This is a genomic window from Streptomyces sp. NPDC090106 (assembly GCF_044747265.1).
GTDB lineage: Bacteria > Actinomycetota > Actinomycetes > Streptomycetales > Streptomycetaceae > Streptomyces.
In genome coordinates, this window is sequence record NZ_JBIVDS010000015.1 from 32,405 (window position 1) to 48,078 (window position 15,674).

The 15,674-nt window shown below is 72.1% G+C and carries 12 protein-coding genes; 7 read left to right on the top strand and 5 right to left on the bottom strand.

The features are described from left to right. The first annotated feature begins 64 nt into the window (after positions 1-64). The gene (locus ACIPSE_RS37650; RefSeq protein WP_401672055.1) at positions 65-844 is read left to right on the top strand and encodes a TetR/AcrR family transcriptional regulator; all 780 of its coding nucleotides are present in this window, start codon (positions 65-67) and stop codon (positions 842-844) included. 40 nt (positions 845-884) lie between these two features. Here the strand turns inward: ACIPSE_RS37650 and ACIPSE_RS37655 are convergent, their stop codons facing one another. Then, positions 885-1,859, bottom strand: a complete 975-nt coding sequence (locus ACIPSE_RS37655; protein WP_401672058.1) for a helix-turn-helix transcriptional regulator — start codon at positions 1,857-1,859, stop codon at positions 885-887. A 62-nt stretch (positions 1,860-1,921) separates the two neighbouring features. Between ACIPSE_RS37655 and ACIPSE_RS37660 the strand changes: the two genes are divergently transcribed. The 5 genes from ACIPSE_RS37660 to ACIPSE_RS37680 all read left to right on the top strand — a co-directional run bounded on the left by ACIPSE_RS37660 (position 1,922) and on the right by ACIPSE_RS37680 (position 8,228). After that, a complete protein-coding gene (locus ACIPSE_RS37660; RefSeq protein ID WP_401672060.1) occupies positions 1,922-3,472 on the top strand; it encodes an MFS transporter in 1,551 nt (516 codons plus the stop codon). A 276-nt stretch (positions 3,473-3,748) separates the two neighbouring features. Further along, positions 3,749-4,510, top strand: a complete 762-nt coding sequence (locus ACIPSE_RS37665) for a DeoR/GlpR family DNA-binding transcription regulator (protein WP_401672063.1) — start codon at positions 3,749-3,751, stop codon at positions 4,508-4,510. Next, on the top strand, positions 4,507-5,454 hold the full coding sequence (pfkB, locus tag ACIPSE_RS37670; protein WP_401672066.1) for a 1-phosphofructokinase: 948 nt from the start codon (positions 4,507-4,509) through the stop codon (positions 5,452-5,454). Before ACIPSE_RS37665 ends, pfkB begins: the two co-directional genes overlap by 4 nt. A gap of 211 nt (positions 5,455-5,665) precedes the next feature. Further along, positions 5,666-7,801 carry a fructose-specific PTS transporter subunit EIIC gene (locus ACIPSE_RS37675; protein WP_401672068.1) on the top strand — a complete coding sequence of 712 codons (2,136 nt, stop codon included), beginning with the start codon at positions 5,666-5,668 and terminating at the stop codon, positions 7,799-7,801. A gap of 175 nt (positions 7,802-7,976) precedes the next feature. Next, the gene (locus ACIPSE_RS37680) at positions 7,977-8,228 is read left to right on the top strand and encodes a hypothetical protein (RefSeq protein WP_401672071.1); all 252 of its coding nucleotides are present in this window, start codon (positions 7,977-7,979) and stop codon (positions 8,226-8,228) included. A 30-nt stretch (positions 8,229-8,258) separates the two neighbouring features. On the opposite strand, the gene ACIPSE_RS37685 is transcribed toward ACIPSE_RS37680, so the two are convergent. The 4 genes from ACIPSE_RS37685 to ACIPSE_RS37700 form a co-directional block, all read right to left on the bottom strand. Further along, positions 8,259-9,005 (bottom strand): DUF6227 family protein, encoded by a 747-nt coding sequence (locus tag ACIPSE_RS37685; protein WP_401672073.1) that lies wholly within the window; start codon positions 9,003-9,005, stop codon positions 8,259-8,261. Between the two features lie 266 nt (positions 9,006-9,271). Then, complete coding sequence (locus tag ACIPSE_RS37690) at positions 9,272-10,492, bottom strand: Ig-like domain-containing protein (protein ID WP_401672075.1); 1,221 nt, start codon at positions 10,490-10,492, stop codon at positions 9,272-9,274. A 211-nt stretch (positions 10,493-10,703) separates the two neighbouring features. Further along, on the bottom strand, positions 10,704-11,732 hold the full coding sequence (locus ACIPSE_RS37695; RefSeq protein ID WP_401672078.1) for a P1 family peptidase: 1,029 nt from the start codon (positions 11,730-11,732) through the stop codon (positions 10,704-10,706). A gap of 57 nt (positions 11,733-11,789) precedes the next feature. Then, positions 11,790-13,031, bottom strand: a complete 1,242-nt coding sequence (locus ACIPSE_RS37700; RefSeq protein ID WP_401672080.1) for a low temperature requirement protein A — start codon at positions 13,029-13,031, stop codon at positions 11,790-11,792. A gap of 228 nt (positions 13,032-13,259) precedes the next feature. On the opposite strand from ACIPSE_RS37700, the gene pflB reads away from it, so the two are divergent. After that, entirely contained in the window at positions 13,260-15,569 is a 2,310-nt protein-coding gene (pflB, locus tag ACIPSE_RS37705; RefSeq protein WP_401672082.1) for a formate C-acetyltransferase, read from the top strand. The last annotated feature ends 105 nt before the right edge of the window (positions 15,570-15,674 follow it).

The window sequence follows — 15,674 nt, forward strand, 5'->3', positions numbered from 1 at the left end:
GTACCTGAACCCCGGGGTGGCCCGCCGAATGGCAGATTGTGTCACAGGGGCATAGCCTGCCGGTGTGAGCAGCCCCACCCCCGCACCGAAACCGACCCCGCCGGTCTCCCTCACGGAGCGGCGCAAGGCGGAGACCCGGATGGAGATCGCCCGGGCGGCGGCAGGGCTCTTCGCCCGGCGAGGACTGCGCGCCACCCGCGCCGAGGACATCGCCCAGGCCGCCGGTGTCGCCCCGCGCACGTTCTACCGCTACTTCGCGACGAAGGAAGAGGCCGTCGCGCCCCTGTACGCCGCGGGCGCCCAGCGCTGGATGGAGGCGGTACGGCAGGCCCCGGCCGGCCTCTCCGTGCCCGAGGCGCTCGAACACGCCGTACGCCGCACCCTGGACCCGGGCGCCGGGGTCTCCGCGGCCTCCTGGGAGTGGGTCCGCACCCTGATCCGCCTGGCGGAGAGCAGCCCCGCGCTCGGCAAGGTGTGGGCGGAGGTGTGCCTGGGGTCGGAGCGGACGCTGGCGGAGGTGCTGCGGGAGCGGGTGGACGCGACCGGGGCCGGGGCCGGGGCCGAGGTCGAGGTCGAGGTCGAGGTCGTGGCTGGGACCGGGGCCGCGACTGCGACTGCGACCGGGGCTGGGACCGGGGCTGGGACTGGGGGCGTCGACAACGTTGCCGATCTGCGGTTCGCCGCCGCCGTGGCGAGCGCGGCCGTGCGGACGGCGGTGGAGGCGTGGGTGGCCGGCGACGCACCGGCCGCCGGGCCACAGGGCCCGGCGCGGCTGGCGGTGCGCAACCTGGGGGCGCTGAAGGGGTTCGCCTGGGAGGGGTCCGCGGAGGAGGCGTCCGCGTAGGGGGTGTGTAGGCGGGGTCCGCGCAGGGCGGTCGTAGGGCCTACGGGGTCGGAGGGGTTCCGGCCCGTACCAGCCGCGACCCCACCTCCCGTACGCACGAGACGAGTTCCGCGGGCTCCTCGACCGTGAAGTCCAGGCCCGTCATGGCGAGCCGGATCGCCATCCAGTCCAGCGCGTCCCCGGTGGTCCCGCTCAGCCGGCACCGCCGCGCGTCCAGCGCCTCGGGCGTCCCCAGCCACGCGGGCACCCGGGCGGCGACGGTCTCGGCGGGCGCGGCGAACGTGACGGCGAAGCGGTACGTCTCCTGCCGCTGGTACATCGACCGACGCAGATACTCGGCCGCGCTCCCGGTGGGCAGCTCGCGCGGGGCGAACCGCGCGCCCGTGGCGAACGGCTCGCTCACCCGGTCGACCCGGAAGGTCCGCCAGTCGGCACGGTCCAGGTCGTACGCCACCAGGTACCAGCGGCGTCCGGTCGAGACGAGCCGGTAGGGCTCCGTCGAGCGGCGCGACTCCGTGCCGTCCTTCGCGCGGTAGGCGAAGCGCAGCCGTTCGTTCCCGGCGATGGCGGAGGCCATGACGGTGAGCGTCTCGGGGGCGATGCTCGCGCCGTCGCCGCTGGTCAGCGGGGTCGTCGCGGCCTGGAGCGTGGAGACGCGGTGGCGCAGCCGGGACGGCAGCACCTGCTCCAGCTTGGCCAGGGCGCGCACGGACGCCTCGTCGACACCGGCGACCGCGTGCCCGGCCCCGGCGCGCAGGCCGACCGCGATGGCGACGGCCTCCTCGTCGTCGAGGACGAGCGGCGGCATCGCCTTGCCCGCGACGAGCCGGTAACCGCCGTCGGCCCCCTTGGTGGCCTGCACGGGATAGCCGAGTTCACGCAGCCGGTCGATGTCCCGCCGGACCGTGCGGCGGGAGACGTCGAGCCGGGCGGCGAGCTCGCCGCCCGGCCATTCGCGGGGCGTCTGGAGGAGGGAGAGGAGCTGGAGCAGCCGTGCCGGGGTGTCCGTCGTCATGGTGCAGAGAATGCCGCAGAACTAGGACACGATCTGGCCTAGTGGGGTTCTAGCTTCTGGGTATGACCTCCACCGAAACCTCAGTGAGCAGGCCGATCGGCTCCGACCGGCGTCGCTGGATCGCCCTCGCGATCGTGATGACCGCGGCGTTCATGGACCTCGTCGACGTCACGATCGTCAACATCGCCATCCCGTCCATCCAGGCCGAGGCGGGCGCCTCCGTCAGCCAGATCCAGTGGATCACGGCCGGCTACGCCCTCGCCTTCGCCGCCGGTCTGATCACCGGTGGACGGCTCGGCGACATCCACGGCCGCAAGCGGCTGTTCCTCCTCGGCGTCGGCGGCTTCACCCTCGCCTCCGCGCTGTGCGGCTTCGCGGCGAACCCGGAGATGCTGGTCGCGGCGCGGCTCCTGCAGGGCGGCATGGCGGCGCTGATGGTCCCGCAGGTCCTGTCGATCGTCCACGCGACGTTCCCGGCGGAGGAACGCGGCAAGGTGTTCGGCCTGTTCGGCGCGATCGTCGGGCTGGGCGCGGTGTCCGGGCCGCTGCTCGGGGCCCTGCTGACCCAGTGGGACATCCTGGGCCTGGAGTGGCGCCCGATCTTCCTCATCAACCTGCCGGTCGGCATCGCCGCGCTGTTCCTCGGCAGCCGCTACATCGACGAGTCCAGGGCCCCGCGGGCCATGAAGCTGGACCTGGTCGGCGTCGCCCTGGTGACCCTGGGCCTGCTCATGCTGCTCTACCCGCTCACCCGTGGCCGCGAGCTGGGCTGGCCGCTGTGGGGGTACGCCTCGATGGCGGGCGCGCTGGTGGTGTTCTCGGCGCTGGTCGCCTACGAGAAGCACAAGACCGCGCGGGACGGCTCGCCCCTCATCGAGCTCTCCCTGTTCCGGGTGAAGAGCTTCGCGGCCGGCGTCGCCGTGCAGACCGTCTTCGGGATCGGCCTCGGCATCTTCTTCCTGGTGTGGACGCTCTACATGCAGGTCGGACTCGGCTGGCGTCCGCTCAAGGCGGGCCTGACCGGCGTGCCGTTCTCCATCGCCGTCTCCACGGCCGCCGGACTGTCCGTGCAGAAGCTGGTGCCGCGCCTCGGCGGCCGTACGGTCCTCCAGACGGGCGCGCTGACCATGGCCGCCGGTGTCGCCCTCTACCTCTGGGAGGCCGAGCGGTACGGCGCCGCCATCGCCCCCTGGCAGATGGCCCTCCCGCTGGTCGTGATGGGCCTCGGCATGGGCCTCATCTTCGCCCCGCTGACCGACATGGTCCTGTCCGGCGTACCGCGCGAGCACGCGGGCTCGGCGTCCGGACTCATCAACACCATGCAGCAGATGGGCAACGCGCTGGGGCTCGGCCTGGTCTCGGTGGTCTTCTTCAACCAGATCCCCGACCGGCTGCGGCCGGACCAGGTGGGACCGGTGTTCGTGGACGCGTTCCAGCACGCGCTGGGCTGGGTCGCGGCCGTGATGGTGGCGATCTTCCTGCTGATGTTCGCGCTGCCGGGGCGGCGTGCGGTGGCCGAGGCCGCGGCGTCGGCGGGCCCGGCGGAGGAGGGCGTGGACGCGGCCGCGGGCGCGCTGCCGGGTGAGGAGGCCCGCCCGGAGCTCGTGCACTGAGGTCTGCTCCTGACGTCTCCGGAACGCCCGGAACGCCTTCGAAGGGCCCGGCACCCGAGGTGGTGCCGGGCCCTTCGGCATGTCCAGATCCGGCCCGGAGGTCCGTTCGTGCCCGAATCGGGTCCGAACCTGTTTACTTTTCGGAAATCCGGACGTAGCCTCCAGGCGAAACCACAAGTTCGGGCACGATCCGGAAGTGGTCGGACAGAGAGCCGGACAGAGAGCCGGACATCGAGCCGGACAGAAGGCCGGACGGCGAGTCGGAGGCGAACGGACATGTACGCACCGGAGCGGCAGCAGGAGATCCTCCGGCTCGCCCGTGACGGCGGCCGGGTGGACGTCGTGTCGCTGGCCGAGGAGTTCCAGGTGACGGCGGAGACGATCCGCCGGGACCTGAAGGCCCTCGACCGCGCCGGCCTCCTGCGGCGCGTGCACGGCGGGGCCATCCCCGCCGGGCGCCTCGACTTCGAGCCGGACCTCGCCGAGCGCGAGACGACGGCGGCCGACGAGAAGGACCACATCGCCAAGGCCGCCGTCGCGGAACTGCCCACCGAGGGCACCCTCATCCTCGACGCCGGCACGACCGTCGCCCGCCTGGCCGCCGCCGTCCCGCTGGAGGCCTCGCTCACCGTCGTCACGCACAGCCTCCCGATCGCCGCCCGCCTCGCCGACCACCCCGGCATCCAGCTCCATCTCGTCGGGGGGCGCGTACGGCACCGCACGCGCGCCGCCGTGGACGCCTGGGCGCTGCGCGCGTACGGCGAGATCCGCGCGGACGTCCTCTTCGTGGCGGCCAACGGCTTCTCCGCCGACCATGGGCTGACCACCCCCGACCTCGCCGAGGCGGCCGTGAAGCGCGCGGCGATCGCCGCCGCCCGCCGGGTGGTGCTGCTGGCCGACTCCGCCAAGCACGGCCAGGAGCACTTCGCCCGCTTCGGCGACCTGAGCGACGTGGACCTGCTGATCACCGACAGCGGGCTGAGCCCCGAAGACGCCGCCGCCATCGAGCGCGGCGGTACGGAAGTAGTGCGCGCATGATCCTCACCGTCACCCCGAACCCGTCCCTCGACCGCACCTACGAGGTCCCCTCCCTGGAGCGCGGCGAAGTCATCCGCGCGACCGGCGAGCGCATGGACCCCGGTGGCAAGGGCGTGAACGTCTCGCGCGCCGTCACGGCCGCCGGGCAGCGCACGGTCGCGGTGCTGCCCCTGGGTGGTGCGCCGGGGGCGCTCGTCGCGGATCTGCTCGACGCGCAGGGCATCGAGGTCGCGCCGGTCCCGGTCGCGGGCGCCACCCGCTCCAACATCGCGCTCGCGGAGTCCGACGGTGTCCTGACGAAGATCAACGCGCCGGGTCCGGAACTCTCGGCCCAGGAGCAGGAACTGCTCCTCGACACGGTGCGCGAGCAGTCGGGGGGCGCGGACTGGATCGCGTGCTGCGGGAGCCTGCCGCGAGGGCTCGCGCCGTCGTGGTACGCCGATGTCGTCGCGCGGGCGCACGCCGGTGGCGCGCGTATCGCGCTGGACACCTCGGGGCGCGCGCTCCTGGAGGCGCTGCGCGAGCGGCCCGACGTGGTGAAGCCGAACGCCGAGGAGCTCGCGGCAGCGGTCGGGCGCCCCCTGGCGACCGTGGGCGACGCCGTGAAGGCGGCCGAGGAGTTGCGCGAGATGGGCGCACACGCCGTGCTCGCGAGCCTGGGCGCCGACGGGCAGCTCCTGGTGGAGGCGGGCGGCACCTGGTTCGGCCACGCGCGTGTGGACGCCGTCCGCAGCAACGTCGGCGCCGGTGACTCCTCCCTCGCCGGTTTCCTCATCGCCGGCGGCACCGGCCCGGACGCGCTCGCCTCCGCGGTCGCGCACGGCGCGGCGGCCGTCCAGCTGCCCGGCAGCGTGATGCCGACCCCGGCCGACCTGGACCACGGCGCCGTGACGGTCACGTCCGAGATCCCCACGGACCGTGTCCTGACGGAGCCGGCGTCATGACGGGCGCCGTGACAGGAGCCGTGACCGGTGCCATGACCGGCGCACGCGCCCGTACGACCGCCCCTGCCCCCGCCCCCGCTCCGGCGGCGCGGTTCCCCGCCGCCTCCCGCGGCACCGCTCCCCACCCCACAGCCCCCCACTGCACCCCCGTCCCCGTCACCACCCCCGCCCACTCCGTTCCATGGGCGATACGCGTGCGAAGGAGCCCGCGATGAGCGACATGATCACCGCGGACCTGGTCGATCTCGACCTGTCCGCCGAGACCAAGGAAGCGGCGGCGCGCGCCCTCGCCGAACGCATGGTGAGCCTGGGGCGGGTGACCGACCTGGAGGGCTTCCTCGCCGACGTCGCCGCGCGCGAGGCCCAGATGCCGACCGGCCTCGACGGCGGCATCGGCATCCCGCACTGCCGCAGCGCCCACGTCACCGAGCCGACGCTCGCCTTCGGGCGCAGCGCCGCCGGCATCGACTTCGGCGCGGCCGACGGTCCCGCCGACCTGATCTTCCTGATCGCCGCTCCCGCCGGCGCGGACGACGCCCATCTGACGATCCTGTCGTCCCTGGCGCGGCAGCTCATGAACGCCGAGTTCACCGACGCGCTGCGCTCGGCGGGCGACGCGGCGGGCGCGGCGGCGCTCATCCGCGGGGACGCGCCCGCGGCGAGCGCCTCTTCGGACTCCGTGGTGGCGTCGGGGGCGGCCTCCGCCGACGCCACCACGGGTGACACGGACCCGGCGCCGGCGCCGGGTGGTGCGGATGCGGACGCGGACGCGGGTGAGGGCGTGGGCGCGAGCGCGAGCGCCGAGGTGGACTCGGGCGCGCGCTCCGACGCGAGCGCCGCGCGGCCCTTCCGTATCGTCGCCGTCACCTCCTGCCCGACCGGCATCGCCCACACCTACATGGCGGCCGAGTCCCTGGAGAACGCGGGCCGGGAGGCGGGCGTCGAGCTCGTCGTCGAGACGCAGGGCTCGGCCGGGTTCACCCGGCTCGACCCGGCCGTCATCGAGGCGGCGGACGGCGTGATCTTCGCCCATGACGTCCCGGTGCGCGACAAGGACCGCTTCGCAGGCAAGCCGACCGTCGACGTGGGCGTGAAGGCGGGCATCAACCGTCCCGCCGAACTCATCACGGAGGTGCGCGGGAAGGCGGCGCGCGGCGAGGTGACGGGCGCCCCCGGGGCCGCCTCCACCCCCGTGGAGCGCGCGGGCGACGAGGGCGACAGCTACGGCACCAAGCTGCGCAAGTGGCTGATGACCGGCGTGAGCTACATGGTGCCGTTCGTCGCGGCGGGCGGTCTGCTGATCGCCCTCGGCTTCGCGATCGGCGGCTACCAGATCAACGAGGCCAAGTCCGTCACCGAGCACTTCGACTGGGGCCAGGTCGACAGCTGGGGCGCGCTGCTCTTCCAGATCGGCGGCGTCGCCTTCGGCTTCCTGATCCCCGTCCTCGCGGGCTACATCGCCTACGGCATGGCGGACCGGCCCGGTCTCGTGCCCGGCTTCGTCGGCGGCATGATCTCCGTCAACATCGCCGCTGGCTTCCTCGGCGGCCTGGTCGCCGGTCTGCTGGCCGGTGGAGTCGTCCTCGCCATCCAGCGGATCAGCATCCCCAAGGTGCTGCGCGGGATCATGCCGGTGGTCGTGATCCCCCTGGTCTCGTCGATCGTCGTCGGCTTCCTGATGTTCATCGTCATCGGCAAGCCGATCGCCGAGGCCCAGAAGGCCATGACGGACTGGCTGAACGGCCTCTCCGGCACCAACGCGATCCTGCTCGGTGTCCTTCTCGGCCTGATGATGTGCTTCGACCTCGGAGGCCCGGTCAACAAGGTCGCCTACGCCTTCGCCACCGCGGGCATCGCCGTGCAGGACCCGAGCGACTCCGCGATGAAGGTCATGGCCGCCGTGATGGCCGCCGGCATGGTGCCCCCGCTGGGCATGGCGCTGGCCACCACGGTCCGCAAGAAGCTGTTCACCCCGACCGAGCGCGAGAACGGCAAGGCGGCCTGGGTCCTCGGCGCCTCCTTCATCTCCGAGGGCGCGATCCCCTTCGCCGCGGCCGACCCGCTGCGCGTCATCCCCGCCTCCATGGCGGGCGGCGCGGTCACCGGCGCGCTGACCATGGCCTTCGGCTCCACCCTGCGCGCCCCGCACGGCGGCATCTGGGTCACCTTCCTGATCGGCAAGCCGTTCCTGTACCTGCTCGCCATCGCGATCGGCACCTGCATCACCGCGGGTCTGGTGATCCTCCTGAAGGGCCTGCGCAAGGACGCCCCCGGCCTGGAGACCGCCGGCGCCGACACGTCCGCCGTCGCCCCGGCGGCCGAGGCGAAGCAGCCCGTGGCGGCCTAGCCCCCGGCCCCGCTCCACCCGTCGCGACGGCCGGCCGCAGCTCCTCCCCGGAGGGCGCAGCGGCCGGCCGTCGCGGTGCTATGTCTCTTTGAGCACCTGTGAGTTGTTCGCACCACCTGCGAGATACATCACGATCCGGGGTCAAAGTCCGGGGTGCTGGTGTCTACTGGGGCGCATGCCTGAGCACGTCTCGATCTACCAGCTGACGGGCCTCGCCGTCCTCGCCCTGGCGACCGTCGTCTGGGCTGTCGGCCTGACCCACGTTCTGCGCCGCACCCGCAACGGAGCCGCCCTGTGGGGGAACGCCACCCCGCTCTCGGCGCTCCCGTACCAGCGGCAGGCCCCTCCGGCCCTGGAGTCCGTCCAGCTCACCGCGGCGGAGCGCGACGCGTTCGCCGGCCTGGTCCGCCAGCTCAACGGCCGCTGACAGCGCCTTACGACATCCCGCGCGCCTCGGTCACGAGACGCGCGCCGCCCGGCGCTCCATCGCGTCCCGGGCCGCGTCCTCGCTGACGTACACCTCGCACATGTGCCGCCCGTCGGGCGTGGCCGTGTGCTCGACCTCCCACAGGGAGACCTCCGCGCCGTCCCGCAGCAGGAACGCGTGCTCGTACAGCGAGAAGCACAACCCGATGCGCCCCGCGCGGCACGGCCGCCCGAACGCCTGCGTGATCTGGTGCGCGAACGCCTCCCGCAGCAGTGCCGCCGTCTCGGCGCCCGGCCGGTCCGGGTTCTCCGCCCGGCGCAGCACCCGGCGCGCGTGATCCGCCGAGTCGTCGGGCACGTACGTGTGCCGGGGCGCGGGCATCGGCGACAACTGCACCATCACCGGCAGCTCGAAGTCCGGGGCGTCCGGAGGCAACGGCAGCCGCGCCGTCGCCGCCCGCAGCTCCTCCTCGTCGACGTACACCTCGTGCTGCGGCTCGCTGCCCGGCGCCGTGTTGTGCACGAGCTCCCAGAACGTGAGCGCCGAACCGTCCGCGAGCAGCCAGGTGTGGCGGTACGTCTCGCGGTGCAGCCCCGCGCTGTGGTGCGCGGAGTGCAGCGAGCTGTCGTGTGCGAGCGCGCAGTCGAGCCGCCTTATGGCCTCGTCAGGCAGTTCGAAGGAGTTCAGCGCGCGACCGAGGAGCCGCGCGAGATGCTCCTCCGGAGACTCGGGCGACTCGCGTGGCTCGTACGCTGCTGTCTCGTACGGAACGCTCAAGGTTTCTCCCGGCGTTGCTGCATGTCACCTTGTGGGTGCATACCGTAGCCCCTCGGTCGGACATCATGTCCGGGAACCGAGAAAACGTGCGCACAGAAAACGCCCAGGCCGCGTGAGAAGTTCCCACGCGGCCCGAAGATCCGTCAAAAGCCGCCGGTCAGACGGCACTTGCGGCGCGACGCCGACCGGACGGCGCATCGGCGCCCGCACGGCGCCCTCCGCTCACGGAACGCCCGCCCGCCGCCCGTCGCGCCCTCACCCGCGGCTCAGACGGCGCTCCCCGCGGTCCACTCGCTCCACGCCATGTTCCACCCGTTGAGGCCGTTGTCCGGCGTCACCGTCTTGTCGGGGGAGTTCTTCACGATCACGACGTCCCCGACGATGGAGCTGTCGTAGAACCACTTGGCGTTCGTGTCCGCCTGCCCGCCCTGCACGTCCTGGAGCCCGACGCAGCCATGGCTGGTGCCCTGCTGCCCGAAGGGCGGATTCCCCTTGTTGTACCAGTAGTTGCCGTGCACGAACGTCCCCGACTGCGTCAGCCGCATCGCGTGCGGCACGTCCGGTATGTCATAGGCGTTGGCGAGCCCGACCGTCCGGCTGTCCATCCGCAGCTTCGCGTACTTCTCCGAGATCACCATCTGCCCGTTGTACGTGGTGAACTCCGCGCTGCCCGCCGAGATCGGCACCGACTTCAGCGTCTTGCCGTCCCGCACGACCGTCATGGTCTGCGTGTTCACGTCGACCGTCGACACCTGCGACCGCCCGATCGTGAACGTCACGACCTTCTCCTGCACCCCGAACACGCCGTTCGCGCCCTCGACACCGTCCAGGTCGATCTTCATCGTGACCTTGGAGCCGGCCTTCCAGTACTCCTGCGGCCGGAAGTCCAGGCGCTGCTCCCCGAACCAGTGCCCGACGACCTGCTGCCCGCTGCTCGACGTCACCGTGATGTGCGACTGCACGGCCTTCTTGTCGCCGATCGCCTTGTCGAAGGTGAACGACACCGGCATCCCGACCCCCACCGTCGTCCCGCCGTCCGGCGTGTACGTCCCGATGAAGCTGTTCTCCTTCGAGACGGTGGTGAACGTCGAGTCCGCCGCCGACGCGCGCCCCTCGGTGTCCTTCGCGCTCGCCGCTATCTCGTACTTGGTGCCGCGCTCCAACTGCTCCTTGGGCTTCCAGCTGCCCCCGTCCGCGGAGAGGGTGCCCGGCACGTCCTGCCCGGTCCCCGCGACGGTCATCTTCACGGTGGTCAGCTCACCCCCGCTGACCTTCACGCCCGTCGCGTTGATCGACGCGCCGGTCGATCCGTCCTTCGCCGAGATGACGATCTTCGCGGACGACGTCCTGGAGGAGTCCCCGCCGCCCTTGCCGTCCTCGTTCCTGGCGTTGGCGTCGCCGCCGCAGGCGGTGAGGGTCAGGGCGCCGACCGCCAGGACGGCGCAGGCCCCCAGTACGCGCCGCGCCGATATGTCAGGCGTTGTCACGAGCTGCTCCCGGTTCGTGTGATGTGCGTGATCCGCTCCGATGCGTGGAGAAAGAGCGAATCCCCGGCCACTCGGGTTCCCTCCGACAGCCGTGAACGCCATCACGTGACAGAACCGGGACAATCACCGGCGCGCGACCCCGCCCGGCACCCCCTACGACGGGACGCGCGCCGCCAAGTCCCCTTCAGGGCAAGGCCGGTCGCCGCCCGCGTCACCGACCCCCGTACAACTCCCCGTACGACAGCCACTCCCCGCCCCCGGCACGCACCGACTCCGCCGCGCGCACCGCCTTCACGATGGCCCGCGTCACCAGATCGGCGCCCGCCTCCAGCAGCTCGTTCAGTGCGAGGGGGTGCTCGGCGTCGAGCGCGCGCCGACCCGTCGCCAGCGTGAACACGGTGTCTCCGTCGTTCAGGAGGTGCACGGGCCGCACGGCGCGCGCGATGCCATCGTGCGCCGTCCCGGCGAGCTTCTGCGCCTGCGCCTTGGACAGGTCCGCGTCGGTGGCCACGACCGCGAGCGTGGTGTTCAGCAGGGGCGGCGCGTTCTTCGCCGCGGTCTCGGCCAGGCGCCGGCGCGCGGCCTCGTGGACCGGCGCCGACGGGTACTCCACCCGCCCCTGGAGCAACTCCCCGTACAGCGCGCCCGTCCCGGGCTCCATCACGGACCCCGCCGCGTTGACCACCACCAGCGCGGCGACCGTGATCCCCGAGCCCAGAACGACGCTCGCGCTCCCGACCCCGCCCTTTATCTGCCCGACCACGGCGCCCGTACCGGCCCCCACGCCTCCTTCGGCCACCCGCGCCCCGGCCTCGCTCGCGGCCGCCGCCTCGACCGCGGCCCGCCCTGTCGCCGCGTCCGGCCTCGCCCGGAAGTCGCCGCCGCGCCCCAGGTCGAAGAGGCACGCCCCGGGCACCACCGGGACGACGTGCGTCGGGTCCTCCCCGACCCGCACCCCGCGCCCCCGCTCCTCCAGCCACGCCATCACGCCGGACGCCGCGTCGAGCCCGTACGCGCTGCCCCCGGTCAGCACGATCGCCTCGACCCGCTGCACGACGTTGCGCGGATCGAGGGCGTCGGTCTCCTTGGTGCCGGGCCCGCCGCCGCGGACATCGACGGCGGCGACGGCCCCGCCTTCCGGGGCGAGGACGACGGTGGTGCCGGTGAGCCAGCCGCCCCCGGTGCGCGTCGCGTGTCCCACGCGCACACCGGCGACGTCCGTCAGAGCGTCAACTGTCATGATCCCAGTCTCGTCCAGAGCCGGCCCGGGCACCGCCGCGGCGCCCCACCCGTCACCTCACGCGACGGGCGCCGTCTCACCGTGCGTTTCGCGCTCCCCGCCCGCCGAGCGCGCCGTGAGCGCCACTCCGACCGCCACCGCGAGCCCCGAGACGATGCCAGCCGCGAGGACGGCCCAGTCGCCGAGGAACGTGCAGAGGATCACCAGGAGCGCTGTGACCGGCAGTACGAGCTGCTGGGCGATCCCGATCTTGAAGTGGCGTGAGTGCAGCGCCCAGACGGTGAGCAGGAACAGCGCCGTCGGCAGGGTCACGGCCGCCGAAGCCGCCAGCGTGGAGATGTGCGCCTTGCCCACGGCCTGCTCGACCGCCACCTCCAGGCCCGCCCCGATCGCCGCCGCCGAGGCGAAGATCAGGTAGTGGCCGTAGCCCCACAGGAACGCCTGCCGGCTGGAGCGCAGATGGCCGTGGATCGGCACCGCGAAGTAGATCCACCAGGCGGAGAAGATGACCAGCAGCCCGCCCGCGGCGATCGGCAGCAGCTCACCGAGCGCGTCGTGCTCGTCCACGGCGGACTTCACGGCGATCGTGGCCGCGGCGATCGTCTCGCCGAGGACGATGATCGTGAGCAGTCCGTACCGCTCGGCGATGTGGTGCGGGTGCCAGGACGTGTTGTAGTCCTTCTCCGCGTACAGCGGCACGCACACCTCGAGGACCGCCATCACCAGGAACACCCAGGGCCGCACGTCCTCGGGCAGCACCACGAGGCCGAGCCAGCCGACCTGGCAGAGCAGCACGCCGGTCGCGTACCGCAGGGCCATCGTCCGTTCCGGGCCCTCGCTCGACAGGGCCACCCGTATCCACTGCGCGGACATGGCGAGCCGCATGATCGCGTAACCCAGCCAGACGGCCAGGAAGTCGTGGTCCTCGAAGGCCCGGGAGATCCCCGCGGCGAGCACCAGCACACCGGCGATCTGGACGAGGGTGACGACCCGGTAGAGCACGTCGTCGTTGTCGTACGCCGACGCGAACCAGGAGAAGTTCATCCACGCCCACCAGATGGCGAAGAAGACCATCGCGTAGTTGAGGATGCCTTCGCCGGCGTGCGACTCGGCGACCGCGTGCACGAGCTGCACGCCCGCCTGCGCGATGGCCACGACGAAACAGAGGTCGAAGAAGAGCTCCAGCGGCGACGCGACCCGGTGGGCCTCGTCGCGTCCGCGGGCGATGAGCCTGCGCAGCGGACTGCTGGATGCGGGCGCGCCGGAGTGCGCCGGGGGCGGAGTCGAACGGGACGTCATGCGTCCAAGCAGATCAGATGCCGCCCCAAAAATCTTGTGAATGGATTCACAAGCGGACGAGGGTCCAAAGGGCCGCAGGAAATCCCAGGTCAGCCGCTGCTTCCGCCGTCCGGGCCCGTCACCCCCGGGACCTTTGTCCCCCGAGTCGGGACCAACGCGGCCCCCGGACCCGCCCGCGCGGGCGTGCAATGGAGCCGTACCGACGAAGCGACGCGGAAGGTCCGGGCCATGACTGCCACCCCTGCGCACACCCCGACCGTCACCCCTGCCAAGGAGACGGCCCTCCCGACAGCCCTCCCGGCGGAGGCCCCCGAGGACGCCTGGAGAGGTTTCCGCGGCGGCCTGTGGCGCGACGCCATCGCCGTCCGAGACTTCGTCCAGAGCAACTACACCCCCTACGAGGGCGACGCCTCCTTCCTCACCGGCCCCACCGAGCGCACCACCCGGGTCTGGAACGAGCTCCTCACGATGTTCCCCACCGAGATCGAACGCGGCGTCCACGACGTCGACGTCACCACGCCCTCGCGCATCGACGCTTTCGCGCCCGGCTACATCGACCCCGCCCTGGACCTGATCGTCGGCCTCCAGACCGACGCTCCGCTCAAGCGCGCCATCATGCCCAACGGCGGCTGGCGCATGGTCGAGAACGCCCTGGCCGCCTACGGCTACGAGCCCGACCCCGCCGTCCGGGAGATCTACACCAAGCTCCGCAAGACCCACAACGACGGAGTCTTCGACGCCTACACGCCCGAGATCCGTGCCTGCCGTTCCTCCGGCATCATCACCGGCCTGCCCGACGCCTACGGCCGCGGCCGCATCATCGGCGACTACCGCCGCGTCGCCCTCTACGGCGTCGACCGGCTCGTCGTCGCAAAGCGAGCGGACAAAAGCGCAGTCGAAGTCGAGTGGCCGAGTGCGGAGGTGATCCAGGAACGCGAGGAAATCTCCGAGCAGATCCGGGCCCTCGAAGAACTCAAGGTCATGGCCCTCTCCTACGGGTACGACATCTCCGGCCCCGCCCGCACCGGCCGAGAGGCCGTCCAGTGGCTCTACTTCGCCTACCTGGCCGCCGTGAAGGAACAGAACGGCGCCGCCATGTCCCTCGGCCGCGTCGACGCCTTCCTCGACATCTACCTCCAGCGGGACATCGAACGCGGCCTGCTCACCGAGACCCAGGCGCAGGAACTCGTCGACGACTTCGTCATCAAGCTCCGCATCGTCCGCTTCCTGCGCACTCCCGAGTACAACGAGCTCTACTCCGGCGACCCCACCTGGGTCACCTGGTCCATGGCGGGCCTCGGCGAGGACGGGCGCCCCCTGGTCACCCGCACCACCTTCCGCGCCCTCCACACCCTCTACAACCTCGGCCCCGCCCCCGAACCGAACCTCACCGTCCTGTGGTCCCCGCGCCTGCCCGAGGCCTTCAAGAAGTACGCCGCCCAGGTCGCCATCGACACCAGCGCCCTGCAGTTCGAGTCCGACGACGTCATGCGCCCCAAGTACGGCGACGACACCGCCATCGCCTGCTGCGTCTCCGCGATGGCCGTGGGCCGGCAGATGCAGTTCTTCGGCGCCCGCGTGAACGTCGCCAAGGCCCTGCTGTACGCCATCAACGGCGGCCGCGACGAGATCTCCGGCAAGACCGTCGTCGAGGGCTTCGAACCCGTCACCGACGAGTACCTCGACCACGACACCGTCCTCGCCCGCTACCGGGCGATGCTCGGCTGGCTCGCGAAGACCTACGTCCACGCGCTCAACGTCATCCACTACATGCACGACAAGTACGCCTACGAGCGCCTCGAAATGGCCCTGCACGACCGGGAGATCCTGCGCACCATGGCCTGCGGCATCGCCGGCCTGTCCGTCGCCGCCGACTCCCTGTCCGCCGTCAAGCACGCGCGCGTGAAGGTCGTCCGCGACGAAACGGGCCTCGCCGTCGACTACGTCGTCGAGGGCGACTACCCGGCGTACGGCAACAACGACGACCGGGCCGACGACCTCGCACGCTGGATCGTCCACGAGTTCATGCAGGAGATCCGCCGCCACCCGACGTACCGCGACGCCGTGCACACCCAGTCGGTCCTGACGATCACCTCGAACGTCGTCTACGGCAAGAAGACCGGCCACACCCCCGACGGCCGCCGCGCGGGCGCACCCTTCGCGCCCGGCGCGAACCCCATGAACGGCCGCGACGAACACGGGTACATCGCCTCGGCGCTCTCCGTCGCCAAGCTCCCCTACGACGACGCGGAGGACGGCATCTCGCTGACCAACACCATCACCCCGGACGCCCTGGGCCGCGCCCCCGGGGAACGCGTCGCCAACCTCTCCGGCGTCCTCGACGGCTACATGGCGAGCGGCGGCTTCCACATGAACGTCAACGTCGTCGACAGGGCGACCCTCCAGGACGCGATGGAGCACCCCGAGCTGTACCCGCAGCTCACGATCCGAGTCTCGGGCTACGCGGTCAATTTCATCCGCCTCACGCGCGAGCAGCAGCTCGACGTGATCAACCGCACCTTCCACGGATCGCTGTAAGGGAGCAGCGCGATGACCACGCCTCTTCCGCCCGCGCCGGGCACGGCGACGCCGGGCGGCGGCACCTCCGCCACGAGGTCCGCCCCGGCCGTCACCCCTGGACCC

Coding starts and splice junctions, on each gene's coding strand:
- pflB (WP_401672082.1), top strand. CDS start 13,260: ATGACTGCCACCCCTGCGCACACCCCGACCGTCACCCCTGCCAAGGAG.
- ACIPSE_RS37660 (WP_401672060.1), top strand. CDS start 1,922: ATGACCTCCACCGAAACCTCAGTGAGCAGGCCGATCGGCTCCGACCGG.
- ACIPSE_RS37700 (WP_401672080.1), bottom strand. CDS start 13,031: ATGACGTCCCGTTCGACTCCGCCCCCGGCGCACTCCGGCGCGCCCGCA.
- ACIPSE_RS37665 (WP_401672063.1), top strand. CDS start 3,749: ATGTACGCACCGGAGCGGCAGCAGGAGATCCTCCGGCTCGCCCGTGAC.
- ACIPSE_RS37655 (WP_401672058.1), bottom strand. CDS start 1,859: ATGACGACGGACACCCCGGCACGGCTGCTCCAGCTCCTCTCCCTCCTC.
- ACIPSE_RS37675 (WP_401672068.1), top strand. CDS start 5,666: ATGAGCGACATGATCACCGCGGACCTGGTCGATCTCGACCTGTCCGCC.
- pfkB (WP_401672066.1), top strand. CDS start 4,507: ATGATCCTCACCGTCACCCCGAACCCGTCCCTCGACCGCACCTACGAG.
- ACIPSE_RS37695 (WP_401672078.1), bottom strand. CDS start 11,732: ATGACAGTTGACGCTCTGACGGACGTCGCCGGTGTGCGCGTGGGACAC.
- ACIPSE_RS37680 (WP_401672071.1), top strand. CDS start 7,977: ATGCCTGAGCACGTCTCGATCTACCAGCTGACGGGCCTCGCCGTCCTC.